This is a genomic window from Bradyrhizobium rifense, from assembly GCF_008123425.1.
GTDB lineage: Bacteria > Pseudomonadota > Alphaproteobacteria > Rhizobiales > Xanthobacteraceae > Bradyrhizobium > Bradyrhizobium rifense.
Map to the genome: position 1 here is coordinate 1 of NZ_VSSS01000047.1, position 26,770 is coordinate 26,770.

26 protein-coding genes and 1 tRNA gene are annotated in these 26,770 nt (G+C 64.5%); 12 read left to right on the forward strand and 15 right to left on the reverse strand.

The window, feature by feature from the left end:
• Positions 1-1,868, forward strand: a 1,868-nt coding sequence (locus FXB40_RS29090) for an OmpA family protein (protein ID WP_246208023.1), incomplete at its 5' end; no start/stop codon positions are given.
• A 172-nt stretch (positions 1,869-2,040) separates the two neighbouring features.
• Here FXB40_RS29090 and argG read toward each other — a convergent pair.
• From argG to FXB40_RS29120, 6 genes are all read right to left on the reverse strand, one after another.
• Complete coding sequence (gene argG, locus FXB40_RS29095) at positions 2,041-3,378, reverse strand: argininosuccinate synthase (protein ID WP_148775553.1); 1,338 nt, start codon at positions 3,376-3,378, stop codon at positions 2,041-2,043.
• Between the two features lie 94 nt (positions 3,379-3,472).
• Entirely contained in the window at positions 3,473-4,249 is a 777-nt protein-coding gene (locus FXB40_RS29100; protein ID WP_148775554.1) for a phosphatase PAP2 family protein, read from the reverse strand.
• A 55-nt stretch (positions 4,250-4,304) separates the two neighbouring features.
• A complete protein-coding gene (locus FXB40_RS29105) occupies positions 4,305-4,799 on the reverse strand; it encodes a hypothetical protein (protein ID WP_148775555.1) in 495 nt (164 codons plus the stop codon).
• A 42-nt stretch (positions 4,800-4,841) separates the two neighbouring features.
• Positions 4,842-6,044 (reverse strand): dual-specificity RNA methyltransferase RlmN, encoded by a 1,203-nt coding sequence (gene rlmN, locus FXB40_RS29110; RefSeq protein WP_148775556.1) that lies wholly within the window; start codon positions 6,042-6,044, stop codon positions 4,842-4,844.
• Between the two features lie 224 nt (positions 6,045-6,268).
• On the reverse strand, positions 6,269-6,904 hold the full coding sequence (locus tag FXB40_RS29115) for an invasion associated locus B family protein (RefSeq protein WP_148775557.1): 636 nt from the start codon (positions 6,902-6,904) through the stop codon (positions 6,269-6,271).
• Positions 6,905-7,019: 115 nt separating this feature from the next.
• Positions 7,020-7,859 carry an SDR family oxidoreductase gene (locus FXB40_RS29120; protein WP_148775558.1) on the reverse strand — a complete coding sequence of 280 codons (840 nt, stop codon included), beginning with the start codon at positions 7,857-7,859 and terminating at the stop codon, positions 7,020-7,022.
• Positions 7,860-8,081: 222 nt separating this feature from the next.
• Here FXB40_RS29120 and FXB40_RS29125 point away from each other — a divergent pair, with 222 nt between their 5' ends.
• The 3 genes from FXB40_RS29125 to FXB40_RS29135 all read left to right on the forward strand — a co-directional run bounded on the left by FXB40_RS29125 (position 8,082) and on the right by FXB40_RS29135 (position 11,452).
• A complete protein-coding gene (locus FXB40_RS29125) occupies positions 8,082-9,056 on the forward strand; it encodes an NADPH:quinone oxidoreductase family protein (RefSeq protein WP_148775559.1) in 975 nt (324 codons plus the stop codon).
• Positions 9,057-9,436: 380 nt separating this feature from the next.
• The gene (locus FXB40_RS29130) at positions 9,437-10,279 is read left to right on the forward strand and encodes a hypothetical protein (protein ID WP_148775560.1); all 843 of its coding nucleotides are present in this window, start codon (positions 9,437-9,439) and stop codon (positions 10,277-10,279) included.
• A gap of 18 nt (positions 10,280-10,297) precedes the next feature.
• Positions 10,298-11,452: a TAXI family TRAP transporter solute-binding subunit gene (locus FXB40_RS29135; protein ID WP_148775561.1), complete on the forward strand. Its 1,155-nt coding sequence runs from the start codon at positions 10,298-10,300 to the stop codon at positions 11,450-11,452.
• An 11-nt stretch (positions 11,453-11,463) separates the two neighbouring features.
• Here the strand turns inward: FXB40_RS29135 and FXB40_RS29140 are convergent, their stop codons facing one another.
• Both FXB40_RS29140 and FXB40_RS29145 read right to left on the reverse strand, forming a co-directional pair.
• Positions 11,464-11,841 carry a YkvA family protein gene (locus FXB40_RS29140; RefSeq protein ID WP_148775562.1) on the reverse strand — a complete coding sequence of 126 codons (378 nt, stop codon included), beginning with the start codon at positions 11,839-11,841 and terminating at the stop codon, positions 11,464-11,466.
• Positions 11,842-11,930: 89 nt separating this feature from the next.
• Complete coding sequence (locus tag FXB40_RS29145) at positions 11,931-12,233, reverse strand: 4a-hydroxytetrahydrobiopterin dehydratase (protein ID WP_148775563.1); 303 nt, start codon at positions 12,231-12,233, stop codon at positions 11,931-11,933.
• A 151-nt stretch (positions 12,234-12,384) separates the two neighbouring features.
• On the opposite strand from FXB40_RS29145, the gene FXB40_RS29150 reads away from it, so the two are divergent.
• Together FXB40_RS29150 and FXB40_RS29155 are read left to right on the forward strand one after the other, a co-directional pair.
• The gene (locus tag FXB40_RS29150) at positions 12,385-13,830 is read left to right on the forward strand and encodes a TAXI family TRAP transporter solute-binding subunit (protein WP_148775564.1); all 1,446 of its coding nucleotides are present in this window, start codon (positions 12,385-12,387) and stop codon (positions 13,828-13,830) included.
• A 108-nt stretch (positions 13,831-13,938) separates the two neighbouring features.
• Positions 13,939-15,486 (forward strand): alkaline phosphatase D family protein, encoded by a 1,548-nt coding sequence (locus FXB40_RS29155; protein WP_148775565.1) that lies wholly within the window; start codon positions 13,939-13,941, stop codon positions 15,484-15,486.
• A 13-nt stretch (positions 15,487-15,499) separates the two neighbouring features.
• Here FXB40_RS29155 and FXB40_RS29160 read toward each other — a convergent pair whose 3' ends face one another.
• A complete protein-coding gene (locus FXB40_RS29160) occupies positions 15,500-15,883 on the reverse strand; it encodes a response regulator (protein WP_187437218.1) in 384 nt (127 codons plus the stop codon).
• Positions 15,884-16,072: 189 nt separating this feature from the next.
• Here FXB40_RS29160 and FXB40_RS29165 point away from each other — a divergent pair, with 189 nt between their 5' ends.
• From FXB40_RS29165 to FXB40_RS29175, 3 genes are all read left to right on the forward strand, one after another.
• A complete protein-coding gene (locus tag FXB40_RS29165) occupies positions 16,073-16,849 on the forward strand; it encodes a Crp/Fnr family transcriptional regulator (protein ID WP_148775567.1) in 777 nt (258 codons plus the stop codon).
• A 291-nt stretch (positions 16,850-17,140) separates the two neighbouring features.
• Positions 17,141-18,967, forward strand: coding sequence for a translational GTPase TypA (typA, locus tag FXB40_RS29170; protein ID WP_148775568.1), 1,827 nt, complete (start codon positions 17,141-17,143; stop codon positions 18,965-18,967).
• A gap of 210 nt (positions 18,968-19,177) precedes the next feature.
• Positions 19,178-20,422: a flavin monoamine oxidase family protein gene (locus FXB40_RS29175; protein WP_148775569.1), complete on the forward strand. Its 1,245-nt coding sequence runs from the start codon at positions 19,178-19,180 to the stop codon at positions 20,420-20,422.
• Between the two features lie 92 nt (positions 20,423-20,514).
• On the opposite strand, the gene FXB40_RS29180 is transcribed toward FXB40_RS29175, so the two are convergent.
• Genes FXB40_RS29180 through FXB40_RS29195 form a run of 4 tightly spaced genes read right to left on the reverse strand, consistent with a single transcriptional unit; the run spans position 20,515 to position 23,613 of the window.
• Positions 20,515-20,922: a thiol-disulfide oxidoreductase DCC family protein gene (locus tag FXB40_RS29180; RefSeq protein ID WP_148775570.1), complete on the reverse strand. Its 408-nt coding sequence runs from the start codon at positions 20,920-20,922 to the stop codon at positions 20,515-20,517.
• Positions 20,922-22,241, reverse strand: coding sequence for an SDR family oxidoreductase (locus FXB40_RS29185; protein ID WP_148775571.1), 1,320 nt, complete (start codon positions 22,239-22,241; stop codon positions 20,922-20,924). The genes FXB40_RS29180 and FXB40_RS29185 overlap by 1 nt, the downstream gene beginning before the upstream one ends.
• A gap of 8 nt (positions 22,242-22,249) precedes the next feature.
• Positions 22,250-22,717, reverse strand: coding sequence for a DUF2269 family protein (locus tag FXB40_RS29190; protein ID WP_148775572.1), 468 nt, complete (start codon positions 22,715-22,717; stop codon positions 22,250-22,252).
• Positions 22,714-23,613, reverse strand: a complete 900-nt coding sequence (locus FXB40_RS29195; RefSeq protein ID WP_148775573.1) for a dienelactone hydrolase family protein — start codon at positions 23,611-23,613, stop codon at positions 22,714-22,716. The genes FXB40_RS29190 and FXB40_RS29195 overlap by 4 nt, the downstream gene beginning before the upstream one ends.
• 266 nt (positions 23,614-23,879) lie before the next feature.
• Between FXB40_RS29195 and FXB40_RS29200 the strand changes: the two genes are divergently transcribed.
• Both FXB40_RS29200 and ppa read left to right on the forward strand, forming a co-directional pair.
• Positions 23,880-24,389 carry a GNAT family N-acetyltransferase gene (locus FXB40_RS29200; RefSeq protein WP_027533231.1) on the forward strand — a complete coding sequence of 170 codons (510 nt, stop codon included), beginning with the start codon at positions 23,880-23,882 and terminating at the stop codon, positions 24,387-24,389.
• 196 nt (positions 24,390-24,585) lie between these two features.
• Positions 24,586-25,122 carry an inorganic diphosphatase gene (gene ppa, locus FXB40_RS29205; RefSeq protein ID WP_148775574.1) on the forward strand — a complete coding sequence of 179 codons (537 nt, stop codon included), beginning with the start codon at positions 24,586-24,588 and terminating at the stop codon, positions 25,120-25,122.
• Positions 25,123-25,159: 37 nt separating this feature from the next.
• Here the strand turns inward: ppa and folD are convergent, their stop codons facing one another.
• Both folD and FXB40_RS29220 read right to left on the reverse strand, forming a co-directional pair.
• Entirely contained in the window at positions 25,160-26,044 is an 885-nt protein-coding gene (gene folD, locus FXB40_RS29210; protein WP_148775575.1) for a bifunctional methylenetetrahydrofolate dehydrogenase/methenyltetrahydrofolate cyclohydrolase FolD, read from the reverse strand.
• Positions 26,045-26,190: 146 nt separating this feature from the next.
• On the reverse strand, positions 26,191-26,481 hold the full coding sequence (locus tag FXB40_RS29220; RefSeq protein ID WP_148752825.1) for a YggT family protein: 291 nt from the start codon (positions 26,479-26,481) through the stop codon (positions 26,191-26,193).
• A gap of 199 nt (positions 26,482-26,680) precedes the next feature.
• Here FXB40_RS29220 and FXB40_RS29225 point away from each other — a divergent pair.
• Positions 26,681-26,756: transfer RNA gene (locus FXB40_RS29225), tRNA-Ala, on the forward strand.
• Positions 26,757-26,770 lie beyond the last annotated feature (14 nt).

The window sequence follows — 26,770 nt, forward strand, 5'->3', positions numbered from 1 at the left end:
CACGTCCGACGCCGCCGCCTCCCCCGGCCGCGCCGCCCCCGACTCATCAGGCTCCTCCGCCGCCCCCGCCGCCGCCGGCTGCACCCAAGGCGCCGACGCCGCCTCCGGCCGCGGCTCCGCAGCAGCATGCACCGACACCGCCGCCGCCTCCGGCGGCAGCCCCGCAGCAGCACGCACCAACGCCGACTCCCCCCCCGCCGCCGCCCGCGGCAGCACCGGCGCGTCCAGGTGCCCCGCCGCCACCCCCGCCTGCTGCTGCCACGCCACCTTCAGCGGGTCCTGCGGCACGGCCTGCGCCGGCGGCAACGCCAGCCCCGACCGCAACGCCTGCCCCGCCGCCCGCAGCACCGGCAGCTCGTCCGGCCGCGACACCTGCTGCTCCGACAGCCACACCCACACCGTCCGCGACGCCCGCGCCCGGCACCGTACCGCCCGGACGCCCCGGCGGTCCCCCGGCTGCAGGGTCACCGGCTCCAGGCGCCACGCCTGCGCCAGGTGGCACTCCGACGACAGCGCCCGGACGTCCGGGCGCTCCGCCGGCTGCAGGAACACCAGCTCCGGGCACCACCCCGGCCCCGGCAGCAACGCCGGCTCCCGGCGGCGCGGTGACACAGCCCGGACGTCAGGGTGGAACGCCGGCCGCTGGCGCGCCTGCGGCTGCCGGATCACCTCCCGCGGGCACACCGCCCGCGGCACCGCAAGCGGGCGGGCAGGCTCGACCGACGCCTCCGGTTGGCGCCGCAGCGCCGTCAGTGGTCCCTGGTTCGCCGGCGGCCGCGGTTCCGGCCAACAGGGCGCAGAACGCTCCGCCGACGGTCAGTTCGGCCTTCCGCGCCGCGCCGACGACCACCACGCCGCTGCCACAAGCGCCGCGCCCGCAGCAGCGTGACCTGACGCCGCTTGCGATCGGTGCAGGCGTCGTGGCCGGTGCCGTGATCGGCGCCACCATCGCCGACTACCGCAATCAGCGGCAGGAGGTCGTCGAAGGCGGCCGCACTGTCTACACCGAGCCGGATCGCATCATCATCCGCGACCCGGGCGGGCAGGAGTATGTCCGCGGCAACGATCTCTATCGCTTCCGCTACGGCGCCCGTGACATCCGCACCGAGACCATCGGCGGCGAGACCCGCACCGTCGTGATCCGTCCCGATGGCAGCGAGATCATCACCGTGGTCGGTCCGGACGGTTCGCTGCTGCGTCGAATCCGCAGGGACCCCCGCGGGCAGGAGCTCGTCATCATCGACAACAGCTACCGCGATCCGCGCGCGGTCGGCGGCTTCTATGTCGACGTGCCGCCGCCGGTGGTCAGCATCCCCTACGATCGCTACATCGTCGACGCCCAGGATGCGACGCCGGACATGATCTACGGGGCCATGGAGGCACCGCCGGTGCAACGGATCGATCGGCGCTACTCGCTCGACGAGATCCGCTACAGCCCCAACGTTCGCATGCAGATGCCGAGCGTCGACGTCAACACGATCAATTTCGAGACGGGATCGTGGACCATCCCACCGGACCAGGCTGCGAGGCTGCAAGTCATTGCCGACGGCCTCAACCGTGCGATCCAGCGCAACCCGCGCGAGGTGTTCCTGATCGAGGGACACACCGACGCGGTCGGCAACGACGTCGACAATCTGTCGCTGTCGGATCGCCGCGCGCAGTCGGCGGCCGAATTGCTGACCCAGCAGTTCAATGTGCCCGCGGAGAACCTGACGTCGCAGGGCTACGGCAAGCAGTACCTGAAGGAGCAGACCGACGGACCGAGCCAGATCAACCGGCGCGTCACCGTCCGCCGCATCACGCCGCTGCTCAACGGTGGCCAGGCCTCGCTGCCGCCGCCTCCTCCCGGCACCACGCCGCCGCGCTGAGACGATAGCCAATAATGCAAAATGGCCGGGAGCGATCCCGGCCATTTTTGTTTTGGGCTCTCGTCATTGCGAGGAGCGAAGCGACGAAGCAATCCAGACTGTCTCTGCAGAGAGATTCTGGATTGCTTCGCTTCGCTCGCAATGACGAACGAGGCGACAGTCGCGGGTTACGTCAATCCTTGTCGTTCTCGAGCTTGAAAATCTGCGAGCCTTCGCTGCCCGACAGCAGGCCGGTCTTCGAATAGAGACCGAGCTTCGTCCGCGTATCCGCGATGTCGAGATTGCGCATGGTGAGCTGGCCGATGCGGTCGGCCGGCGTGAAGGCGGCGTCCTCGACCTTCTCCATGCTGAGCCGCTCCGGCGCATAGGTGAGGTTCGGGCTCTCGGTGTTGAGGATCGAATAGTCGTTGCCGCGGCGCAACTCGAGGGTGACCTCGCCGCTGACGGCGCGCGCAACCCAGCGCTGCGCGGTCTCGCGCAGCATCAGGGCCTGCGAGTCGAACCAGCGGCCCTGATAGAGCAAACGTCCGAGGCGCATGCCGCTGATGCGGTACTGCTCGATCGTGTCCTCGTTGTGGATGCCGGTGACGAGACGTTCATAAGCGATGTGCAGCAGCGCCATGCCGGGCGCTTCGTAAATGCCGCGGCTCTTGGCTTCGATGATGCGGTTCTCGATCTGGTCGCTCATGCCGAGGCCGTGGCGGCCGCCGATGGCATTGGCTTCGAGGAACAGCGCGACGGGATCAGAGAAGGTCTGGCCGTTCAGCGCGACCGGCTGACCTTCCTCGAAACGCACCACGACCTTCTCGGCCTTCACAGCACAATCGTCGCGCCAGAACGGCACGCCCATGATCGGGTTGACGATCTTGATGCCGCTGTCGAGGCTCTCGAGATCTTTTGCTTCGTGCGTGGCACCGAGCAGGTTGCTATCGGTCGAATACGCCTTCTCCGCGCTCATCTTGTAGGCGAAACCCTGCGCGGTCATGAACGCCGACATCTCGGCGCGGCCGCCGAGCTCGTCGATGAACTGCTGATCAAGCCAGGGCTTGTAGATGCGCAAGGACGGGTTGGTCAGCAGGCCGTAGCGATAGAAGCGCTCGATGTCGTTGCCCTTGAAGGTCGAACCGTCGCCCCAGATGTTGACGCCGTCTTCCTTCATCGCCGCGACCAGCATCGTGCCGGTGACGGCGCGCCCGAGCGGTGTGGTGTTGAAATAGGTGATGCCGCCGGTCGAGATGTGGAAGGCGCCCGACTGGATCGCGGCGATGCCTTCGTGCACGAGCTGCATGCGGCAATCGACCAGCACGGCCTTCTCGGCGCCGAACGCTTCCGCCTTGCGCGGGATCTCGTTGTAATCGGCTTCGTCGGGCTGGCCGAGATTGGCGGTATAGGCGTAGCAGCGCGCTCCCTTCTGCTTCATCCAGAGCAGCGCCGCGCTGGTGTCGAGACCGCCCGAAAACGCGATGCCGACTTTCTCACCCTTGGGCAGGCTTTTCAGGATCGTGGTCATGGCGCTTCCAATCGGGTCTCAAGGGGCTGATGGCGGGGTGTTGTTTGACCGCGCGAATATCAAATTTCGCGAGGCTCGGCACGCATTTAATGGCTCAAATCGACGGTGCAGGGTCCGTCTTGCCGCCGAACAGGCGCTGGCGGAGCCGGTAGGCGGGCATGTTGAGCCGGGTCAGTGCGGCATCGACCGCCTCGTCCGAAAACCGGGTCCGCGGCCAGCGGTAGATCAGCGCGTAGCCGAACCAGATCACGATGAAGGTGACGAGGCCCGCGGTCGCGACATCGGTAAAGAAGTGCCCGCCAAAAGCCATGCGGAGCCCGCTGGTCGCGGCACCGAACACCACCGCGCCGGCGTAGGCGAGCGGCCGCCATGCCGGTGGCGCGAGCGCAGCCGGCGCCAGCGTCCAGAACGCCGTCGCACCCTCGCCCGAGAAGAACGAGCAGTTGCGCGCACAGTCGCCGCGCGGATCCCACCACGCCACGAACTGCTGGTCGCCGGCAAATTCGGTCACCACCACCGGCCGCGGCCGGCCCCAATAGGTCTTGAAGGTGAGGTTGGTGAGAATGCCGGCCGACAGGATGATCGTGACGAGCAGGAACACGATCGCACGCCCCGACACCATCAGGGGACGATCGGGCCGGATCATCTTGACCACGAGTGCGACCAGCGACGGCAGCACGAAGGCCCAGGAGACCCACATCGCAGCGTCTCGCGCGATGCCGGCCCAGCTATTCAGCTTGAGCGGAAAGGTTTTTGTCTCGGGATCGAAGAACAGCGCGGCGAGCTTGAGATCGAGCTCGGGATAGAGGCCGAAAACGACGCCGATCACAAGCCACAGCGCCAGGGCGATGAAGAGTCCGGTACGGTTCATGGCGCGCGGTTTAGCGGAGGGAAGAAGGGTTGAAAACCCCGGAATCGGGCGCGGCTCACCGCGCGTCCGGCCTTGAATTCAACGGCAGCGGCGGAGGCGGCTCGAGCGGGGGCGGCGGCTGGCGCCAGGCGCCGGCATTGCGGCCGGCGACCAGCCAGTAGGCGACGCCTGCGACAATGCCCGCGCCGGTCATGATCTCGAGATGACGCCGCACGATGCCTTCGAATTGCAACGTGTCGGAGTGGAAGGGAACAAGGCCGAGATAGCAGGCAAGCCCAACCACGCCGCCGCAGACGGCATAGGCGAGCGCACTGCGGATATAGAGCGCTTCGGTCACCGCGACGATCACGGCGGCCGGAACCAGAGCAAAGCCCGAGACGAAGATGAAGCCGAAGCCGAGCAGGATGTCGATCGTACCCTGGTCGACCGGACCGGCGCCGAGATCGGAAAATTCCGGAAACAGTAGCGCGCCAACGACGATCATGCCGCCGACGAAACAGGCGGCGAGAAAGCCGATGAAGATCACGATGAGGCGGCCGATCAGGGACATGACACCACCCTCACCGTCACTGCGAGAGCGCGAGCGCGCATCTCAATCCGTCATCGCCATGGCGCGCAGCGCCTGGCGTTCACGGGCCGACAGCTTTTCCGTCTCCGACTTGAGCTGGCCGCACGCCGCAAGAATGTCGCGGCCGCGCGGGGTGCGCACCGGCGAGGAATAGCCGGCGTTGAAGATATATTCGGAGAATTTTTCGATCTGGTCCCAGTCCGAGCATTCATAGGCCGTGCCGGGCCAGGGATTGAACGGGATCAGATTGATCTTGGCGTGAATGCCCTTGAGCAGCTTGACCAGCAGCTTTGCATCGTCGAGCGAATCGTTGACGCCCTTGAGCATCACATATTCGAAGGTGATGCGGCGTGCGTTCGAGGCGCCGGGATAGTCGCGGCAGGCCTGCAGCAGCTCCTTGATCGGATATTTGCGGTTGAGCGGCACCAGCTCGTTGCGCAGCTCATCGCGCACCGCATGCAGCGAGATCGCAAGCATGACGCCGATCTCCTCGCCCGCGCGCACGATGTTCGGCACCACGCCCGAGGTCGACAGCGTGATGCGGCGGCGGGAGATGCCGATGCCTTCATTGTCGCCGACAATCAGCAGCGCATCGCGCACCGCATCGAAATTATAGAGCGGCTCGCCCATGCCCATCATCACGATGTTGGTGACGCGGCGCGTGCCGTCCTCGCGGTCGGCCCAATCATTCAGGCGATCGCGCGCAACCATGATCTGGCCCACGATCTCGCCGGCGGTGAGGTTGCGCACCAGGCGCTGCGTGCCGGTGTGGCAGAACGAGCAATTCAAGGTGCAGCCGACCTGCGAGGAGACGCAGAGCGTGCCGCGATCGGTTTCGGGGATGTAGACGCACTCGACTTCATGCGCCTTTTCGACATTGTCACCGCTCGGCAGCCGCAGCAGCCATTTGCGGGTGCCGTCGTTGGAGATCTGCTCGGCCACGACTTCGGGCCGGTCAACCGTGAAATGCTGCGCCAGTTCGGCGCGAATGCCCTTCGAGACCGAGGTCATGTCGTCGAAGCTCTGGGCGCCGCGGAAATACATCCAGTGCCACAATTGCTGCACGCGCATCTTGCGCTGTGCGGGCGCGACGCCGATGTCGCCGAGGCGATCGGCAAGCTCGGTGCGCGACAGACCGATCAGCGATGGCTTCGCCGGCGGCACATAGGTTTCGAGTGGAGTCTTCTCCACCAGGATTGCGTCGCGCGGCTCGGTCGTCGGTTGCATTGGTTGCCTGATATCTCTCGTCATGCCCGGGCTCGTCCCGGGCATCCACGTTCTTTTCGCCCGTGGCTAGCACGTGGATGGCCGGGACATCTGATGCGAAGACGCGCTTCGCGCTCCAGCCCGGCCATGACGGCTGTACCTTTGGGATACCCCTAATATAGCAACCGGAACCGCCGATTGCGACCGTGGCTGTTGCTTAGCCCTAAAGGCTTGAGCCCGCAGCCTTAACGCCTGCAATCCTGCGAAATCCGGTCGAGCGCCTGGGCGAGGCCCTTCAGCGAGAACGTGTCGGTCGTCTCCGTCCCCTTGGCCGAGACGCCCTTGACCACCAGATCGGCGGATTTGCGCATGGCCTCGACCATCCGCTCCTCCTCGGCTGCATTCTTGATCCAGAGGCCGTCGCCCTGCGTGTACATCGCAAACGCAGCGCCCCCGACCTCGACGGAGGATTCCGAGCCCGGCTTCAGCGCATAGCCGATCATGACCGAGACTTCGTTGTTCACCTTCTCGGCTGGGCGGGTCGAGACGAAGGCGTAGGCTGGATCGCGTGGCCGGTTCGGCGGATTGGTCTTCGACGACGAGGGCTTGGCCAGCGCAAAGCAGACCTTCTTGCCGTTGGGCGTCGCCGAATAGGCGCCCCAGGTACCGAATTGGCCGATCAGGGTCGGCTCCGCGCCACCCGCAACCGCCGCGGGAACGGCCGCCGGCTTGCTCTCGGGCTTGGCTGCCGTCTTGGCGGCGGCAGCGGCTGGCTTGGCCGCCGCCTTCGGCGCCGGTTGCGTCGTCTGCGCTCGTGCGGAATCGGTGATTCCACAGGCTGTCACGCCAGTCATCAAAGCTAAAATCAGCACCCGCCACATGCTGGAGTGGTTCCCTCAATATTGTGACTGGAAGATGGCCCGGTCCTGCTTTGTCCCCGGCGCAGGGATAACCGGGAAAGTCCAATTTGGGAAGGCAGTTAGCGGGTCGGCGCAGCTAGCTTTTCGACCGCGTGGCGCGCTGCTCGGCCCATTGTGCATCGGTCCAGCGCAACAAATCCTCGGCGCCGGAACTGCGCAAATGCGCGCCACCATCGATCACCACCATCTCACCGTTGATATAGCCGGCGCGGTCCGAGACCAGGAAACTGGCGAGATCGGCGAGCTCGCCGTGCTCGCCCGTGCGGCCCATCGGGTTGCGCGCCGTCCAGCCTTCGTCACGGCCCTCGGGGCGGAGCTGGCCCGATGCACCGGCGGTCGGGAACGGCCCCGGTGCGATCGCGACGGTGCGGATGCCCTTCGGACCCCACTCCACCGCGAGGCTTTTGGTCATCGCCAGCACCGCCGATTTCGCCATCGCCGAGGGAACCGTGAAGGCGCGACCGGTGATGGTCGAGGTCGAAAGGATCGAGAGCACGACGCCGTTATGCTTACCTTCGATCCAGCGCTTGCCGGCGGCGAGCGTGCAGTACATCGCACCATGCAGCGTCGGCGCCAGGATCGCGTCCGCCGCGCGGAACGACAGATGCTCGCTCTGCGCGATGAAGGTTGCGGCACCGTTGTTGACGAGGATGTCGAGCGGCGCCTCGTGCCAGATTGCATCCATCATGTTGTCGACGGCGGCACCATCGCGAACATCGCACGCGATGGTCGTGACCTTGCCGCCGGTCTGGGCGCGCATCTCAGTCGCGGTAGCTTCGAGCCGGTCGAGCTTGCGGCCGCAGATGATGAGCTCAGCGCCGAGCGCGAGAAAGCGGCGCCCCATCGCGGCGCCGAGGCCCGAGCCGCCGCCGGTGACGAGGATGCGTTTGCTGCTGAGCAGACCTGTTTCAAACATCGCTTGAATCCTTGTTTTTCCGTCATTTCGAGCGGAGCGAAACAATCCAGAGTCCGTGCCGCGGAAATAGTCTGGATTGCTTCGCTGGGCTCGCAATGCCGAGGATAGGCCCGTGCGCTCCTCAGACAAAGAATCCTGATTGTAGGGTCGCCCCAAATCCGGCAAAACCGGCCAACTATAATTCCGTCCTGAAACGCCAAGTTCTCTCAAGAAGGTGCCGCCATGAAAGCCATCCTCTGCTCGCAATATTGCCAGCCCGACGATCTCGTGCTCGCCGATGTGCCGGATCCGGTGGCTGGCCCCGGCGAAGCCGTGATCGCGATCAAGGCGGCGGCGCTGAACTTCTTCGACATCCTGATGATTCAGGGCAAGTACCAGATCAAGCCGCCGTTCCCGTTCTCGCCGGCCGCTGAAGTCTCAGGCGTGATCGAAAGCATCGGCCCTGGTGTCACTGACCTCAAGGTCGGGGATCGCGTGGTCGCCTCCTGCGGCCACAACGGCGCGCGCGAGAAGATCGCGCTGCCGGCGGCAGGAATCGTGAAGATTCCCGACAATCTCGACGATGACCGCGCGGCCGGCATCATCATCATCTACGGCACCGCGCTGCATGCGCTGGAAGATCGCGCGAGCCCGAAGCCGGGCGAGACGCTCGCGGTGCTTGGCGCTGCCGGCGGCACCGGCCTCGCTGCCTGCGAGCTCGGCAAGCTGATGGGCCTGAAGGTCATTGCCTGCGCCTCGTCGGACGAGAAGCTCGAATTCGCCAAAGCGCATGGCGCCGAGCTGACGCTGAACTACGGCAAGGAAGATCTGAAGGAAGGTTTGCGCAAGCTCACTGGCGGCAAGGGCGTCGACATCATCTTCGATCCCGTGGGTGGTGCGTATGCCGAGCAGGCGTTGCGCTCGATCGCCTGGGAAGGCCGCTTCCTCGTGATCGGCTTTGCCGCCGGCGACATTCCGAAGATGCCGCTGAACCTCGCGCTCTTGAAGGGCTGCGACATCCGCGGCGTGTTCTGGGGCGCCTGGACCCGGCAGAATCCGGAGAAGAACCGCGCCAATCTCGAAAAGCTCGTGAAGTGGACCGCGGAAGGAAATATCTCCTCGCATGTCGACCGCACCTTCCCGCTGGCGCAGACCGCCGACGCATTGAAGGTGCTCGCGGGACGCCAGGCCATGGGCAAGGTGATCTTGCATCCGTGAGGATGCAGTGCTGTCGCCACATACTCAACTGTCATCGCCCGGCCTTATGCGCAATTGCGCATCAGGACCGGGCGATCCAGTACTCCGAGACGGTCGTGGCTCAATCGATGGGCCGCGGCGTACTGGATGCCCCGGTCAAGCCGCGGCATGACAGTGTGCTGGTTGTATCCCCGTCAACCATCGCCGCCGAAATTGCGGTGCATTCCCCTGCTCCGCCCTAATCAAACCCAACTATTTCCCGATTCGCGCAAACCGCCGTCGTTTTTTGGGCTGATTCAAACTGCGTTTTACCGGTTCCATTTGCGGGACACTTCTGGACAAAAGCAAGAAAACTGAAGCCGGGAATGCCCCTGCGTTGCGTAGTAATGGGGAGCATCACCATGGAGACGACGGCGTATCGCCCGTCGAAGGAGTCGAGCGCGCTCGACTCCAATCGAGCCGTATCACATCCGCCGACCGCGTCCTTTATCCGGGCACGCGCCGCGCGGGCCGATCTTTCGCAGGACGATCCAATTCCACTCTTCTTGTCCGATCCGCTCGGTGCGCCGGACCCACGCGAATATGCGCCAGTGGAGTTGCGCTCCAGAATTGTCCCGCGTGTTCTCGCGGCCGTTCTGGCGGCGTCCACCCTGGCAGTTCTGGTCACACTGTTTCAGTCCGACTTTCGCGGCCTCTTGGCCGCCAATGCCGGTAGCTGGGTGGGCATCGCGCCGGACCAGGCCATGGCGTCGGCCAGCGCGCCGGCCGTACCGCAGACCCCGCTCAAGGATCCGGCCCGTGTGACCAACACGAGACTGGCGAGCGCCGACGCGCAGGGTCTCCCAGCACCGTCAACGCCGAGCCGCGAAGCGATCGCGACCGCCTATCAGACGGCGCTGCAAGCCCAGGCACCCGCGCCCGCACCCGTCGCGGCGCCGCCTGCACCCCCTCCGCCCGCCAAGACGCTCGACGCCGACACGCTGGCCGGGCTGATGACGCGCGCGAAGAGCCTGTTGAGGATCGGCGATATTGTTGCAGCCCGCTTGCTGCTCGAACGCGCGGCCAATGCACAGGATGCAACGGCGGCACTCCTGCTGGCGCAAACCTATGATCCGGCGGTGCTCGGCACACGCGACACGCGGAGCGTCAATGCCGACGCCGCAGCCGCGCGTGACTGGTACCAGAGGGCCGCAGCGCTCGGATCGTCTGAGGCGGAACAGCGCCTCGCTCTTCTCTCGAACTAGACCACTTCAGGGGACATCATGCGTAACGCTATGGGAATGGCGCTTGCCGCCATCATGACCATCTGTGCCTTCGCGGCACGCGCCGAACAGACCGAATATGATCCGGCAAAAGTCTCGGACAGCCTGAAGGCGATCTTCCAGTTCGGCTCGACCTCGACCAAGCAGGCGCTGAACGCCAACACGGTCACGCTGATCACCGGCACGATCGGCGGCACCTATGTGCAATTCGGCGCCGACCTCGCCTCCGTGCTCGACGACGGCAACAAGATCCGCGTGCTGCCGATCGTCGGCCGCGGCTCGGTGCAGAGCGTCGCCGACATCCTGTTCTTGCAGGGCGTCGATCTCGGCGTGGTGCGCGCCGACACGCTCGACTATCTCGAACGCAAGGGCTTTGCGAAAGACATCAAGCGGCAGTTCACCTATGTGACGAAACTCTACAATGAAGAGATGCAGGTGATCGCGCCGAAATCGGTCGCGACGCTGAAAGACCTCGAGGGCAAGACGGTGAGCGTCGACCTGCCGAACGGCGGCACCTTCGTCACCGCGCTCACCGTGTTCGAGCGGCTCGGGATCAAGGCCAAGTTCGTCTATGTCGAGCAGCGCATCGCGATGGAGAAGCTGAAAGCCGGCGAGATCGATGCCGTGATCGTGGTCGGCGGCAAGCCGTACAAATCGGTCTCGACCTTCGGCAATGACGGCCGCTTTCACCTCGCGAAGGTCGACTATGCCAAGCCGCTCCAGAACGACTATCTGCCGGCGACGCTGACCGCCAAGGACTACCCCAACCTGATCAAGGACGGTGAGAGCGTGGACACCATCGCGGTGCCGGCGGTGCTCGCGGCCTACAATTGGGCGCCCAACACCGAGCGCTATCGCAAGATTGCGCTGTTCGTTGACGCGTTCTTCACCAAATTCCCCGCGCTGCAGAACCCGCCGTTCCATCCCAAATGGAAGGAAGTTTCGCTCGCGGCGCCCCTGTCCGGCTGGAACAGATTGCCGGTGGCGCAGCAATGGCTCGACCGGCACGGCGTCGAGCCGGTGACGCAGCAGCGCTTCGAGGCATTTTTGAAGCAGAGCCCCACGGCCGCAAAAGTGTCCGACGCAGACAGGGAAGCACTGTTCAAGCAATTCCAGGCGTGGGACGCGGAGAAGGCGCGGACGGAGAAGAAGTAGCGGGTGGCGCGCTATTCCTCCGCCTCATCCACCCCGCGCTTGAGCGCAGCGCGCGCGGCGTCGCGGTGCTCCGACGTGATATGGCCGGCGACCATGCGAATGGCGGTGGCGAGCACGGCGGCGTCATCGGTGAAGCCGAGCACCGGCATCACGTCGGGAATGAAGTCGAACGGCAGGATGAAATAGGCGATCGCACCCAGCAGCGACGCCTGGACATGGCGCGGCGTCTGCCGGTCGAACGCGCAGTAATAGGCGGCGAGCAGATCCTCGGCGACCGGCAGATGCGCGACGACGCGCTTCAGCTTGCGCCAGAAGCGGCGACGCACGCTTTCACGATCTTCCGCGAGCCGATCGGCCGGCTCGAAGCCGACGCTGTGTTCGGCAGCCATCTTTGGAAACTCCAGCTCAACCCGGCGCGGCTGAAGGCCGCATCCGACGACGATCACAAGATGGGGATGCGGCTCGGGCCCGCAAGGCGTCAGCCCTGCGTCAGCTTGGCAATCGCGTTCATCGCCGTTGCGAGCTCGATGTCGAGCTTGGTGACGCCACCGGCGTCATGGGTCGACAGGATCACTTCTACAGTCTTGTAGACATTGCGCCATTCGGGGTGGTGATCCATCTTCTCGGCGACCAGCGCCGCCCGGGTCATGAAGCCGAAGGCCTCGTTGAAATCCTTGAAGACAAAGGTCTTCCCGATCCCTTTGCCGTCCTGGACCTCAGCCCAGCCCGGGATACCGCCCAGCGCCTGCTTGCGTGCGTCCGCCGATAGCCGTTCTGCCATGATCGCCTCCGTTTTCAGGGGAACTTTACCCTAACACCGTGCTTACGCCCCGGGTTCATGCGGCATTTCGCCGATCCGCTAACCATGACGGAGATGTAACCCCGCGGAACAAGAAATTTGCTACAATTGCGGGCGTAAATCGCCGGCCAAGATGAAACTGAGCCTGAAGCGCCTGTTTGGGAGATCGATGACCGGGGCATCCGACCTGGCCGAAACGCCCTCTCCGCCTTCGCCGCGATCCGCGGCGCGGAAGACGGCGCTCGTGTCTCTGGCGCTGGTGTTTGCAATCATCGGTGCGCTTGTCGGCGGCTATTACTTCGCGATGCGACCGGTGACGCTGAAGATCGCGGTCGGTCCCGCCAACAGCGACGACGTCAAGGTGGTGCAGGCCCTGACGCAGGCCTTTGCGCAGAGCAAAGGCTTTGTGCGGCTGCGCCCGGTCCAGACCGACGGCGCCACCGCCAGCGCGGATCTGCTCGCGGAGGGCAAGACCGATCTCGCCATCGTGCGCGGCGATCTCGATGTCCCCAAGAACGCACAAGCCGTCGCGACGCTGCGCAAGAACGTCGCAGTGCTGTGGTCCGTGCCCGGCAAGGGCAAGAAGAAGGGCGCGAAGATCACCAAGATCGCGCAGCTTGCCGGCCATCGCGTCGGCGTGGTCGGCCGCACGCCGGCCAACGTCAATCTGCTCAAGGTGATCCTGCAGCAATACGGCGTCGATCCCGCCAAGGTCGAGATCGTGCAATTCCCGGCGAGCGAAGTCGCCGAAGCAATCAAGGCCCAGAAAGTCGACGCCTATCTTGCGGCCGGCCCCGTCAACAGCAAGATCACGGCGGACGCAATCGCCGCCTCCGCCAAGGATGGCGGCACGCCGACCTTCCTCGCAATCGATTCGGCGGATGCGATCGCGCAGAACCATCCGGTCTATGAAGCGTCCGAAATTCCCGCAGGCACTTACGGCGGTTCGCCCGATCGTCCCGACGACGAGGTCAAGACCATCAGCTTCTCGCATCACATCGTGGCGCGCAAAGGCCTCTCAGAAACTACGGTCGCGGCCTTCACACGCCAGCTCTTCGCCGTACGCCAGCAATTGCTGACCGAATTCCCGCAGGCCGCGAAGATCGAAACGCCCGATACCGACAAGGATGCGGTGATCCCCGTGCATCCGGGTGCCGCTGCCTTCGTCGACGGCGAGGAGAAAACCTTCCTCGACAAGTACAGCGATTACATCTGGTGGACCCTGATGGCGCTTTCCGCCACGGGTTCGATCGGTGCATGGTTCGCGGGTTATCTGAAGAAGGACGAGCGCGACAACAACAGCCATCTGCGCGACCGCCTGCTCGACATGCTCGCCGCCGCCCGCAAGAGCGAGACGACCGAGGAGCTCGACCAGATGCAGACCGAGGCCGACGAGATCCTGCGCGACACGTTGCGCTGCTACGATCACGGCGCCATCGAGGAAGGCGCGCTGACCGCCTTCAACATCGTGCTCGACCAGTTCCACACTGCGGTTGCCGACCGCAAGGCGGTGCTGTTCAGCATGCCGCAGAACCTGCAACGCACCGGCGCGCAATTTCGGGCCGCCGGCAACGCATAAACGCTTGCGCGCGTAATTGCCGCGTCACATTGTCTCAATATAGCGTCAGACTTCATCCTGGCGACCGCCGCCTCGGCTGGCCCGCCGCGCGATATCGAGAGCATCGCCATGAAGATCAAATTCTCCCGCCGTCGTTTCCTCACCACCAGCGCCGGTGCGCTTGGCGCGATCGCGATGCCGCATCTGTCGCGCGCGGCCGACCGGCCTGCGGTCACCCACGGCGTGCAGTCCGGCGACGTCACCGTCGACGGCGGCGTGGTCTGGGCGCGCACCGACCGGCCGGCACAGATGCTGGTCGAGGTGGCGACGACGGAATCGTTCAAGGACGCCCGCGCGCTGCCGCCGATCGCGGCCCTGCCGGAGAGCGACTTCACCGCGAAGATGCTGGTGGACAATCTGCCGGGCGGACAGGACATCTTCTACCGCGTCCGCTTCCGCGATCTCTCCCACACCGCGATCGAGGGCGAGCCGGTGGTCGGCCGCTTCCCCACCGCGCCGGCCGACCGCCGCGACGTCAGCTTCGTCTGGGGCGGCGACGTCGCCGGCCAGGGCTGGGGCATCAATCCCGATGACGGCGGCATGGTCACCTTCGCAGCCATGCGCAAGCACCGGCCGGATTTCCTGCTGCATTCCGGCGACACCATCTACGCCGACGGCGTGATCCCCTCCGAGGTCAAGCTTGCCGACGGCAAGATCTGGAAGAACCTCACCATCCCCGAAAAGGCCAAGGTCGCCGAGACGCTGGACGAGTACCGCGCCGCGCACAAATACAATTTCACCGACGACAATGTCCGCGCCTTCAATGCCGAGGTGCCGATCTTCGTGCAGTGGGACGATCACGAGGTAACCAACAACTGGTCGCTGTCGAAGGATCTGCCGGCGACCTACAAGGTGCGCGACATCTCGCTGCTCGCCGCGCGCGCTGGCCGCGCCTTCCACGAGATGTATCCGATGCGCGAAAGCATCGTCGAGCCGGGCCGGGTCTATCGCCAGATCTCCTACGGTCCGCATCTCGACGTGTTCGTGCTCGACGAGCGCAGCTATCGCGGCCCGAACGGCGCCAACCTTGAGACGGAGTACGGCCCGGCCAGCTATTTCCTCGGGCCCGAACAGATGGCCTGGCTGAAGCGCGGCCTGCTCAATTCGCGCGCGACCTGGAAGGTGATCGCCTCCGACATGCCGCTCAGCCTGATCGTCTATGACGATGCCACCAACAAGAAGGGCTCGGAAGCTTTCGCGCAAGGCGACGGCCCGGCGCGTGGCCGCGAGCTCGAGATCGCCGACATCCTGCGCTTCATCAAGATGGCGCCGATCAAGAACACGGTGTGGCTGACGGCGGACGTGCACTACGCCGCCGCGCATTATTACGATCCGAACAAGGCGCAATTCCAGGATTTCGAGCCGTTCTGGGAATTCGTCTCGGGTCCGCTGCACGCCGGCACGTTCGGTCCGAACGAGCTCGACAACACCTTCGGCCCCGACGTGCGCTTCATCAAGGCACCCGGCCTGGACAAGCAGAACCTGCCGCCGTCCGCCGGCATGCAGTTCTTCGGGCACGTCAAGATCGACGGCGCCTCTGGCCAGATGACAGTGACGTTGCGCGACCGCGCCGACGTCGCGCTGTGGTCGACCACGCTCGATCCAAAGCTCGCCTGAGGCTACCGCGCCGTCACGCGCCGCGTGCCTGCAACGCCGCCTCCAGCGCATCGCTGGAGCACGGCTTCTGCAGCCGCGGACGCGCGGCAAATTGCGCAGGGATGCTGGTCTCCGCGCCGTAGCCGGTGACGAAGACGAAGGGAATTTTGAGCGCCACGAGCCGCTCGGCGATCGCAAAGCTCTTCTCGCGTATCAGCTCGACGTCGAGCAGCGCGAAGTCGGGCGCCCGTGCCGTGATTGTATTCAACGCCTGCGCCACCGAGCCCACGGTGCGCACGCTCGTCACACCAAAGCCGAGCAGACGATCTTCGAAATCGATGGCGATGATCGGATCGTCCTCGACGATCAGAACATCGGCAGGGACGTCGGCCGAACCTTCCGGCGAAGCAGGTATCATGATCCTGGCTGCTATCGAGGGCTGCATGTTTTTACCGATCTGGACAGCCTCATGCCGACGCCTGCGCCCAGCGCATCGGAGGGTTCCCGGAACGAAACTCACCACAGAACAGTTTTGACGTCTGTCCACATGTGCACACAAGCCGCGGACGGAACTGGTTAGTGTCGAAAAGGAGAGCAGGGATTTGCGATGGATGCCCGTATCAGCAAGGCAAACGAGGTCGAGAGCCGCCCCGCCAATAATCTGCTGCGGCGCTTGAATCCGGCGGATTATGCGCTGCTCGCACCGCACGTCAGTGTTGACGACGTCGGCGCGAACCATCTGCTCTACAGCCCCGGCGACGATGTCCAAATCGTGCACTTTCCCTGCGGGCCGGCGCTCGCGACGTTTCTCGTTTCCAACGAAGACGGTCGGGATGTCGAGACCGTTCTGGTCGGCCGCGAAGGCGCGGTGGGCGGCATCGTCAGCGAAGGATTTTTGCCGGCCTATACCCGCATCTGCGTGAAATTCGGCGGGCCGTTTGCGCGCATCAATGTCGCAAAGCTGGAAGCGGCCAAGCTGCGCTCGCCGTCGCTGCGCAATATCTTCGCCCGCTATGCCGATTGCATGCTGGCGCAGATTTTCCAGTCGACCGCCTGCAACGCCATTCACTCGATCGAGCAGCGCACTGCGAAATGGATTTTGGCCGCAATGGAGCGGACCGGCGACGAGAGCAGCGTGCCATTGACGCATGAACAGCTCGCCACGTTGCTCGGGGTGGGGCGCAGCTACGCGAGCCGCGTGCTGCAATCGTTCAAGGCCGAAGGCGTGCTCGACACCCGACGCGGCTCGATCCTGGTCCGCAACCATGACGGCCTGCGCCTGCGCGCCTGCCTCTGCAACGACGCCGTGAAGATGCATTTCGAGGAGGTGCTGCGCGGGGTCTATCCGACCGAGGAAGCCGACCGCAGCTCTGCTCAGGGCTGATCGAGGCGGCCACCCACGGGATAAAGGGCCGGTTTGGCCCGGGATCGCTTAAGCTCCGGGGATTCCCGGACAAAATTCAGTCAACCAACCCCGAAAGAACGCATTGTTTTTTGGCGTTTTTTCCCTATATTGCGCCGCAAACGCGTAGGGCTCCCGGTCAATATGGCCGGGTTTCCTTTTTGGGCGTAGCAGGCCCCGTTTTCCACGTTTCCAGCGTTATCCGTGAAGAGGTCCCGGCTTGACCGGCGAGATCGCGCTTAACCCATTGTCCGACCGCAAAGAAGCTCACTCATGAATCTTCGTAACGTCGCCATCATCGCCCACGTCGACCACGGCAAAACGACCCTCGTCGACAAGCTCCTCCAGCAGTCCGGCACGTTCCGCGAGAACCAGAAGGTGACGGATCGCGCCATGGACTCCAACGATCTGGAGCGTGAGCGCGGCATCACCATTTTGGCCAAGGCGGCCTCGGTGCAGTGGAAGGACACCCGCGTCAACATCGTCGACACCCCCGGCCACGCCGATTTCGGCGGCGAGGTCGAGCGCATCCTGAACATGGTGGACGGCGCGCTGGTACTGGTGGACGCCGCCGAAGGCCCGCTGCCGCAGACCAAGTTCGTGGTCTCCAAGGCGCTGAAGGTCGGCCTCAAGCCGATCGTCGTCATCAACAAGGTCGACCGTCCCGACGCGCGCCCGACCGAAGTCATCAACGAGGTGTTCGACCTGTTCGCGGCGCTCGACGCCAGCGAAGAGCAGCTCGACTTCCCGATCCTGTACGGGTCGGCCAAGCAGGGCTGGATGGCCGAGAGCCCCGAGGGTCCGCAGGACAAGGGCATGGAGCCGCTGTTCGACCTGATCCTGCGCCATGTCGCACCGCCGACGGTCGAGGAAGGTCCGTTCAGGATGATTGGCACCATCCTTGAGGCCAATCCCTATCTCGGCCGCATCATCACCGGCCGCATCTCGTCGGGCGTGCTCAAGCCGAACCAGCAGGTCAAGGTGCTGCATGCCGACGGCAAGCTGGTCGAGACCGGGCGCATCACCAAGATCCTGGCATTCCGCGGTCTCGAGCGCACGCCGCTCGAGGAAGCCGAAGCCGGAGACATCGTCGCCATTGCCGGCCTGACCAAAGGCACCGTCGCCGACACCTTCTGCGATCCGACCGTCGAGGTGCCGCTGCCGGCACAGCCGATCGACCCGCCGACCGTGTCGATGTCGTTCATCGTCAACAACTCCCCGCTCGCCGGCACTGAAGGCGACAAGGTGACGAGCCGCATGATCCGCGACCGCCTCTTGCGCGAAGCCGAAGGCAACGTCGCGTTGCGCGTCGTCGAGGCCACCGACAAGGATGCGATGGAAGTGTCCGGCCGCGGCGAATTGCAGCTCGCGATCCTGATCGAGACCATGCGCCGTGAGGGCTTCGAGCTCTCGGTGTCGCGCCCGCGCGTCGTGTACCAGAAGGACGAAGCCACCGGCGGCGCCTTGGAGCCGATCGAGGAAGTCGTGATCGACGTCGACGAGGAGCATTCCGGCGTCGTCGTGCAGAAGATGAGCGAGCGCAAGTCCGAGCTGGTCGAGATGAAGCCTTCGGGCGGCAACCGCCTGCGCCTGGTGTTCTATGCACCGACCCGCGGCCTGATCGGCTACCAGGGCGAACTGCTCACCGACACCCGCGGCACCGCGATCATGAACCGCCTGTTCCACGGCTATGCCCCGTACAAGGGCGAGATCCAGGGCCGCCGCAACGGCGTGCTGATCTCGAACGACCAGGGCGAAGCGGTGGCCTACGCCATGTTCAAGCTGGAAGACCGCGGCCCGATGATGATCGAGCCCGGCTGGAAGGTCTACAAGGGCATGATCGTCGGCGAGCACACCCGCGACAACGATCTCGAGATCAACGTGCTCAAGGGCAAGCAGCTCACCAACATCCGCACGACCTCGAAGGACGAAGCCGTGCGCCTGACCCCGCCGATCCGCATGACCCTCGAAAAGGCGCTCGCCTATATCGAGGACGACGAACTCGTCGAGGTCACCCCGAAGTCGATCCGCCTGCGCAAGAAGCACCTCGACCCGAACGAGCGCAAGCGCGCGGAAAAGTCCAAGGAAGCGGTGGCGTAAGCTGCCGCTCGCCATAGTGCCGTAGGGTGGGCAAAGCGCAGCGTGCCCACCACTCGACAATGGTGGGCACGGCGCAAGAGCGCCTTTGCCCACCCTACGAAACCGTCTCTGGAATATTGGATCACCCGCTCCAAAGCGCTTATGGGCGGGTGATGACGGCTATGCGCGTGGTGGCTTCTGGCCCCCCAGCGAACGTGCTAGAGCCCACCCATGTCCCTCCCTTCTTCCGTCGACGTCGCGATCATCGGCGCCGGTGCCGCCGGCCTCGGCGCAGCGCACGCGCTGCAGGGCTCCGGCCTCTCCGTGACCGTGCTGGAGGCGCGCAACCGGCTCGGCGGCCGCGCCTGGACCGTGCAGGCCTCGCCTGAGGTGACCTTCGACGTCGGCTGCGGCTGGCTGCACTCCGCAGACAAGAACTCGTTCGTTCCCATCGCACGCGCGCTCGAATTCGAGCTCAACAAGGACCTGCCGCCCTGGCGCGAACGCGCCCATGGCAATGCGTTTCCGCAAAGCGAGCGCGACGAATTCATGCGCGCGATGGACGCGTTCTACGAGCGGCTCTGGCATGCCGCTCAGAAGGGCAAGGACGAGCCCGCGAGCCTGAGCCTCGAGCCCGGCAATCGCTGGAATCCCATGATCGACGCGATCTCGACCTATATCAACGGCTGCGAACTGAAGGACATGTCGACGCTCGACTGGGACGCCTATGAGGACACCGACGCCAATTGGCGCGTCCGCCGCGGCTATGGCGCGCTCATCGCGGCCTATGGTGCGCCCTGCCCGGTGGCGCTGAACTGCAATGTCACGCTGATCGATCATTCGAACAAGCGCGTCCGCATCGAGACATCACAGGGCACGCTCACCGCGGACAAGGTGATCGTCACCGTGCCGACCAATCTCATCGCCGATGAAGCGATCCGCTTCTCGCCGCCATTGCCGGCCAAGGTCGACGCAGCGCGCGGCCTGCCGCTCGGCGTCGACGACAAGGTGACACTGGCGCTGGACGATGCCGAAGCCTTCCCGAAGGAAGGCAATCTGCGCGGCGCCACCATGCGCACCGAAATGGGCACCTACCACATCCGCCCGTTCGGCCAGCCCTGCATCGAAGGTTTTTTCGGCGGCAGCTTTGCACGCCAGCTGGAAGATGCCGGCGAAGGCGCCATCGCCGCGCACAGCATCGACGAGATCGCGAGCTTTCTCGGCAACGACATCCGCCGCAAGCTGAAGCCGCTGTACGAATCGCGCTGGGGGCAGGATCCGTTTGCGAGAGGCTCGTACTCGCACGCGTTGCCGGGACACGCCGGTGACCGTGCCGTGCTGGCCGCGCCGGTGGATGGACGGTTGTTCTTCGCTGGAGAAGCGACGTCGCCAACGTTCTTCACGACGGCGCATGGGGCGCGGGACAGTGGGGAGCGCGCGGCGAAGGACGTGCTGGCGGCTTTGGGCAAGCCGTAACCGCAGACTCCGTCATTGCGAGCGCAGCGAAGCAATCCGGACTGTCGCCGCAGAAAGACTCTGGATTGCTTCGCTGCGCTCGCAATGACGGGCTACTCGATCACCCGCGCCCGCAAATCAGCGTCCGGCACGAAGCACGCGTCGTATTTCCCAAAAATGCGATAGCGGTTGTGCGCGATGAGGCTGTAGACCGTATTCCGCAGCGGTTTCGGCACGGCGAACAGCACCCGCGTCCAGGCCCAGCCCGGAAGATGCGAGAGCACCGTCAACGCGGCATCCGACTTCAGAAACGCGACGCCCCCGTGGATCACCGCGTTGGTGTCGGGATCATCGGGATCTATGCCGAACGTCCGCGCAAGCTCTGCCCCATAGTCCGACTGAATCGGCGTAAACCGAAACTTCTTCGCCGTGTCGCGCTGCGCGACGAAGCGCACCCAGCGTGAGCAGAAGATGCAAACGCCGTCGAACAGGATCACGTCGTCATCAGGCCATTTGGGCATCAGTGATTATCCAGCATCAGAAGCGCCACCAGCATTAGCACAATGACCGGTCCGGTCTTCACCAGCGCGCCGAGCGGCTCGATCCAGAGATCCGGCGTCAGGATCGCCGCGCCGAACATATAGCCTAGCGAGGCGACGATACCCGCAACGAGCCCGATCGCAGCCGTCCGCCGGACGGCGATCAGCACGCCAATGCTCATGTCCATCAGGCTGGTACCGATGGTGATGGGATCGACCAGCGCGAGCGGGAAATTGTGCGCGGACAAGATGCCGGCGGCAGCGCGGTAGGACACGAACAGCGCAATGAAGCCGGAGACGAGCCAGAACGCGACCAGGCTCGCAAAGATCAGCGCCTTGATCAGGAACAGCCGCGCGAACCATTTGTCCTGGATGGTGGCGGGGTGGCGCCCGATCGTCTCAGCCAGCGTTTTCGGCATGATGCCGGTGGCGGCGATCCACGCCGAGGGATCGCCGCTCACGCCGCGGCGGAGCTCGGCGATGGCGGTGGAGCGCATCGGGGGCATCCAGCCGAGAGTGTTGGCGAGATCGCCGATTTTGGCACCGAGATCGAGCATGAAGGACGGCATCGCGACATGCGGCCAGCCGGCCGTGCCGAACGCGAGCCGGAACTGCCCGATGACGCCGGCCATCGTGATCGGCTCGGATTGCATCAAGTCCCAGCTCACCGCTTTCACGGACGCATCGTCGATATCGCGCGCGGCGAGCCAGGCGATGGTCGCGGAGATATCCTCGACCGCGACGGGCTGGAATGGCGTCGCCATCTCCTTCGCCGCCAGGTCGAGCGGGAAGGCGGCGAGTGCGCGCAGCATGGCGCTGCCGCCATAGGCTGACGGTGCGACCACGAAGCCGGGCCGCAGGATGGCGTGGGGAATGTGGGATGCCGCGATCAGACGTTCAGCCTCGCGCTTGGTCGTGGCGAACGCGGTACGATCCGCTTCGGGGATCCCGGGGATCGAGATGTGCACCAGCCGGACCGCACGACCGCTGCCGGCGATCGCCTGAAGCAGGCGCGCAACAAAATCGCGATGCACGGCATTGGTGTCGCTGCCCGGACCATCCTGGAGCACACCGAGGCAGTTCACAACGACATCCACGGAATGCTCGCTCAGCAAGCGCATCAGCGCGGAGGCGTCGAGGATGAGGATCGGCAGCTTGATATCGAGCGCGCTCATCTTTTGCGCCGGCGACAAGCTGCGCGCGAGACCGACCACGCGAAACCCGCGTGTGCGCAAATCGTCGGTGACGAAGCGGCCGATCAGGCCGGAGGCGCCGAGCACCAAAATGGTTCGCTGGTTCATCGCATTATTCAAAACGGTTTTGCGACCATCAGCCAGAGGATCGCCATCGTGGCGCCGAAGCCGGGGAAGCCGAACGCAAACCAGCGGCGGAACAGGGTGAAGTAGCGCTCCGGCAGCGCGACGCGCTGCTCGGCGGCCTTGCGCGCGAGATCGCGCATCTCGATCTGCATGAAGACGACGGGGATCCAGAACAGGCCGGCAAAGACGTACAGCGCGAGCGAGGCCAGCAGCCAATTTTCGGTGACTGGCGTCGCCGAGAGCATCATCAGCAGGCCGCCGGTGACCGGCTGCAGGATCACGGCCGACAGCGTGAAGATCGCATCGGCAATCACCACCACCGACGCCGTGCGCGCGATGAACGCCGCGTCGTTGGTGCGATGTGCCATGAGCATGAAAAAGGCGATGCCGGTTCCGGTGCCGAGGATGACGATGGCACCGAGCACGTGCAGATATTTGACCAGGAAATACAGCGTCATGGCTTCTTGGTCGCCACTGGTTTAGGCAGGTTCAGTGCACGCGCGAGCTCACCGCCTGCGGCCTGGACGCCAGCCTCGGTCTCGATCATCCAGTGTCCTTCGCTGCCCACGGCCGGCAGCGTACGAAAATCGTCCTTGCCGCCGCCGCTGCGAAATGCATCTGCCAATGTTTTCGAAAATGCCGGCGAAAAATAGCTGTCATTGGCGGCAACCAGCGACGTGACAGGAATGCGCGCCGCCTTGCCGAATTCGACAGCAGCCGCGAGAAGCGTATGTGGCGCGCAGACCTTGTTCGGTTCGTCATTGGCATGGCCGCCGCGTCCGGGCGCGAATACCGTGATCGCGGAGATCTGTTTCGGATCGGCGTTCGCAAGCGCCAGTGCGCCCCAGCCGCCTGCGGAGTGTCCGATCACAACCGCAGCATCCTTGCGAATAAAATCCTGCTTTTGCAAATAGTCCAGCGCGAGCGAAATTTCCTCCGCGGTGGCACGGCCCGCGCGTGCGTAATCCGCTTCGTCGCAGCCGCCCTGGTCCTCGGCATAGCGGCCGCCGGTCGCACCATGGCCGAGCCGCTCCGGCACCAGCACGGCAAAGCCGCGTGCAGCGAGAAACGTTGCGAGTGCGCGATATTCCGGCTGCGGCATTTGCGCGCGACGCAGCACGTTCTGCGTCGACGCATGTGCGATCACCGCAAGCCGGAACGGACCGGCACCGGCGGGACGAAACAGCAGCGCGCGCGCGGCAATGTCGGTATCCGGCGACGGCACCCGCCATTCCTGGCGGCGGAACGGCTCGCTCTCCGCACCCGATGCCCCGAACGTGACCTGGGCGCACAGAGGCTGCGCCGTCAGCAGGGACAGCAGAAGCAGGCGAGCAAGGGTGTCGAGGAGCCGCATGAATGGCCGAGGGCGAGCACGGATATCGCAGGCCAGACTAGTCGGAACGAATCACTCTGGGCGGACTTTCTGCGTTGCCATCGGCGTTCATTCGTTGCGACCGTGGAGTTTTGCACCGGCGCATGGCAGACGATTGCCGCACGAAATGGCGGCTTGTCTTTTTTCGGTACAACATGGCTAAAATACTGATGCAGAAAGTCCACAGGTTAACCGATAATTAACGATAGGTCTTGCCGCCAGCGCGGCGACTTGGTTTGATCGCCTCCATGAGCACAACCCTGATCGAGGTCCGGCCGGCCAAAGCTGCAGATGCAACTGCGGTGGCGTCCACCCATGACGAAGCCTGGCGTTCCGCCTATCAGGGCATCATTCCCGGCGCCGAGCTGGAGAAACTGATTAACCGTCGCGGTCCGCAGTGGTGGGACAGCGCGATCCGCAAGGGCAGCCGCGTCAGCGTGCTGGTGTTCGGCGACAAGATCGCAGGCTACGCCAATTACGGCCGCAACCGCGCCCGCAGCCTGCATTTCGACGGCGAGATCTACGAGCTGTACCTGCGCCCCGAGTTTCAGGGCCTCGGCTTCGGCCGCCGCCTGTTCACTGCCGCCCGCCGCGACCTTATGCAGAGCAATCTGAAGAGCATGGTGGTCTGGGCGCTCTCGGACAACGATCCGGCAACCGAGTTCTATCGGGCCCTCGGAGGCCGCATGGTGGCGCGCTCCTCGGAGCGGTTCGGGCCAAAGTCGCTCGACAAGGTTGCCTTCGCTTGGACCAACTAGATTCGGACCAATTGAGCCGCTGAAACCTTAACCGGCAGCGTTTCCCGTCCGCCGATACCGCCCGCCTTTTGCGCCGGTGATCGCTGGATTCATTATTTCATAAAAACACGATGGATCGGGGGGCCAAGCCCGCGTATGACAGCGCCAAAATCGCTGCCGGGCGCAATTTAACCTCGGCAACAACGGAGCCTATCTAATGCGTATCGATGCGGTCTCGATCGGGAAGAACGTCCCTGAGGACGTCAACGTCATCATTGAAGTCCCCGTGGGCGGCGAGCCGATCAAATACGAGATGGACAAGGAAGCCGGCACGCTGGTGGTCGACCGCTTCCTCTACACGCCGATGCGTTACCCCGGCAATTACGGCTTCATCCCGCACACCCTGTCCGATGACGGCGACCCCTGCGACGTCCTGATCGTCAACACCCGCGCCATCATTCCCGGCGCCGTCATGAGCGTGCGCCCGGTTGGCGTGCTGTTCATGGAAGACGAAGCCGGTGGCGACGAGAAGATTCTGGCAGTGCCGTCGTCGAAGCTGACGCAGCGCTACGACAAGGTGAAGTCGTATTCCGACCTGCCCGACATCACGCTGCAGCAGATCCAGCACTTCTTCGAGCACTACAAGGATCTCGAACCGGGCAAGTGGGTGAAGATCACGCGCTGGGGCGGCCCGGAGGAAGCGCAGAAGCTGATCCTCGAAGGCATCGAGCGCGAGAAGAAAAAGAAAGCCTGAGCTTTGCTCCCTCGCCCCGCTTGCGGGGCGAGATGAACTACACCGCCGGCTTCGGCAGCCCCGCGATCGCACAAGCCGCGCGCAGCGTGTTCACGAGCAGGCAGGCGACCGTCATCTGGCCGACGCCGCCCGGCACCGGCGTCACAGCACCGGCAACGCCAAGCGCTTCCTGATAGGCGACATCGCCGACGAGGCGGGTCTTGCCGTCGTCCTTCGGAATGCGGTTGATGCCAACATCGATCACGGTCGCACCCGGCTTCAGCCAGTCACCGCGCACCATCTCCGGCCTGCCGACCGCGGCATAGACGAGATCGGCCTGCTTCACGAGCCCGGGCAGGTCGCGCGAGCGCGAATGGGCGATCGTCACCGTGGCGTTCTCGTTCAGCAGCAGTTGCACCAGCGGACGGCCGACCAGATTGGAGCGGCCGATCACGATGGCGTTCATGCCCGCGAGGGAAGGGTGCACGCTCTTGGTCAGGATGATGCAGCCGAGCGGCGTGCAGGGCGACAGCGCCTCGAAGCCGCCGGCGAGCCGCCCGGCATTGTTCGGATGCAGACCGTCGACATCCTTGGCGGGATCGATGGCATTGATCACAGCCTCGGTGTTCAGCCCCTTGGGCAACGGCAATTGCACAAGAATGCCGTGCACGGCGGGATCGCGATTGAGCTTTGCGACCACCGCCAGCAGATCGGCTTGCGAGACGTCGGCCGGCAGCTTGTGCTCGTACGAGGCCATGCCGGCGGCCTGGGTCTGCGTATGCTTGGAGCGGACATAGACTTCGCTGGCAGGATCGTTGCCGACCAGAACCACTGCGAGGCCCGGCACCAGATTGTGCTCGCGCTTGACGCGGGCGACCTCGTCCGCGACGCGCGCGCGAAGGTCCGCCGCGATGACTTTTCCATCGATGATCTTTGCCGTCATGTCAGTTCCTTATCCCTGTCGATTTGACTGATGCGAGCTCGCGCAACGCCTCAGTCAGCCGTACCGGATCACCCGAGATGGCGACCTGCTTCAGCCGCGACGCCCGTGGTGGAGGTGCGCCAAGGGACCATCGAGGTTCCATTGGCCTACGGCACGTTCGGATAGACGTACTCGGCGAGATAGAGCTGGATCAACCAAAGCACGAAGAAGGCGACGATCGGAGACAGATCGAGCCCGCCCATCGCAGGCAGCCTGCGCCTGATAGGACCGAGGACCGGCTCGGTAATCCGATAGAGAAACTCCCACACCGCGCCGACGAACTGGTTGCGGGTGTTCACGACATTGAACGCGATCAACCAGGACAGGATTGCCGATGCGATCAGCAGGTAGATGTAGAGATTGATGATCTGGATCAGAATGAAGACTATCGGGCGCATCAGCGAAACACTCTCTGGGCCAGTGTCATTGGGGCAGTGTTTGGGACGGTCATGGCTAGATATCGGTTCCCCTCGGCCCAAACAAGGGAAGTCGGTGCCCGGATGGCTAAAACCGGGTTACACCTGTCCTTGACTTGACCTTGGCGGGGACTTAAATGGCGCCCGGTTGTCGGCCGCGTTTACCAGAGCGGCCAGCAAAGGGGCCATAGCTCAGCTGGGAGAGCGCGTCGTTCGCAATGACGAGGTCGGCGGTTCGATCCCGCCTGGCTCCACCACGCTTCGCCCTTCG

Excerpts from the sequence above, each read along its gene's own strand:
- FXB40_RS29190 (WP_148775572.1), bottom strand. The coding sequence starts at position 22,717 with ATGACGCTGTATTTCCTGGTCAAATATCTGCACGTGCTCGGTGCCATC.
- FXB40_RS29180 (WP_148775570.1), bottom strand. The coding sequence starts at position 20,922 with ATGCCCAAATGGCCTGATGACGACGTGATCCTGTTCGACGGCGTTTGC.
- FXB40_RS29100 (WP_148775554.1), bottom strand. The coding sequence starts at position 4,249 with ATGAACCGTACCGGACTCTTCATCGCCCTGGCGCTGTGGCTTGTGATC.
- argG (WP_148775553.1), bottom strand. The coding sequence starts at position 3,378 with ATGACCACGATCCTGAAAAGCCTGCCCAAGGGTGAGAAAGTCGGCATC.
- FXB40_RS29175 (WP_148775569.1), top strand. The coding sequence starts at position 19,178 with ATGTCCCTCCCTTCTTCCGTCGACGTCGCGATCATCGGCGCCGGTGCC.
- ppa (WP_148775574.1), top strand. The coding sequence starts at position 24,586 with ATGCGTATCGATGCGGTCTCGATCGGGAAGAACGTCCCTGAGGACGTC.
- FXB40_RS29155 (WP_148775565.1), top strand. The coding sequence starts at position 13,939 with ATGAAGATCAAATTCTCCCGCCGTCGTTTCCTCACCACCAGCGCCGGT.
- FXB40_RS29150 (WP_148775564.1), top strand. The coding sequence starts at position 12,385 with ATGAAACTGAGCCTGAAGCGCCTGTTTGGGAGATCGATGACCGGGGCA.
- typA (WP_148775568.1), top strand. The coding sequence starts at position 17,141 with ATGAATCTTCGTAACGTCGCCATCATCGCCCACGTCGACCACGGCAAA.
- FXB40_RS29160 (WP_187437218.1), bottom strand. The coding sequence starts at position 15,883 with ATGATACCTGCTTCGCCGGAAGGTTCGGCCGACGTCCCTGCCGATGTT.
- FXB40_RS29120 (WP_148775558.1), bottom strand. The coding sequence starts at position 7,859 with ATGTTTGAAACAGGTCTGCTCAGCAGCAAACGCATCCTCGTCACCGGC.
- FXB40_RS29220 (WP_148752825.1), bottom strand. The coding sequence starts at position 26,481 with ATGCGCCCGATAGTCTTCATTCTGATCCAGATCATCAATCTCTACATC.
- FXB40_RS29130 (WP_148775560.1), top strand. The coding sequence starts at position 9,437 with ATGGAGACGACGGCGTATCGCCCGTCGAAGGAGTCGAGCGCGCTCGAC.
- FXB40_RS29165 (WP_148775567.1), top strand. The coding sequence starts at position 16,073 with ATGGATGCCCGTATCAGCAAGGCAAACGAGGTCGAGAGCCGCCCCGCC.
- FXB40_RS29105 (WP_148775555.1), bottom strand. The coding sequence starts at position 4,799 with ATGTCCCTGATCGGCCGCCTCATCGTGATCTTCATCGGCTTTCTCGCC.
- rlmN (WP_148775556.1), bottom strand. The coding sequence starts at position 6,044 with ATGCAACCGACGACCGAGCCGCGCGACGCAATCCTGGTGGAGAAGACT.
- FXB40_RS29115 (WP_148775557.1), bottom strand. The coding sequence starts at position 6,904 with ATGTGGCGGGTGCTGATTTTAGCTTTGATGACTGGCGTGACAGCCTGT.
- FXB40_RS29125 (WP_148775559.1), top strand. The coding sequence starts at position 8,082 with ATGAAAGCCATCCTCTGCTCGCAATATTGCCAGCCCGACGATCTCGTG.
- FXB40_RS29135 (WP_148775561.1), top strand. The coding sequence starts at position 10,298 with ATGCGTAACGCTATGGGAATGGCGCTTGCCGCCATCATGACCATCTGT.
- FXB40_RS29145 (WP_148775563.1), bottom strand. The coding sequence starts at position 12,233 with ATGGCAGAACGGCTATCGGCGGACGCACGCAAGCAGGCGCTGGGCGGT.
- FXB40_RS29140 (WP_148775562.1), bottom strand. The coding sequence starts at position 11,841 with ATGGCTGCCGAACACAGCGTCGGCTTCGAGCCGGCCGATCGGCTCGCG.
- folD (WP_148775575.1), bottom strand. The coding sequence starts at position 26,044 with ATGACGGCAAAGATCATCGATGGAAAAGTCATCGCGGCGGACCTTCGC.
- FXB40_RS29185 (WP_148775571.1), bottom strand. The coding sequence starts at position 22,241 with ATGAACCAGCGAACCATTTTGGTGCTCGGCGCCTCCGGCCTGATCGGC.
- FXB40_RS29195 (WP_148775573.1), bottom strand. The coding sequence starts at position 23,613 with ATGCGGCTCCTCGACACCCTTGCTCGCCTGCTTCTGCTGTCCCTGCTG.
- FXB40_RS29200 (WP_027533231.1), top strand. The coding sequence starts at position 23,880 with ATGAGCACAACCCTGATCGAGGTCCGGCCGGCCAAAGCTGCAGATGCA.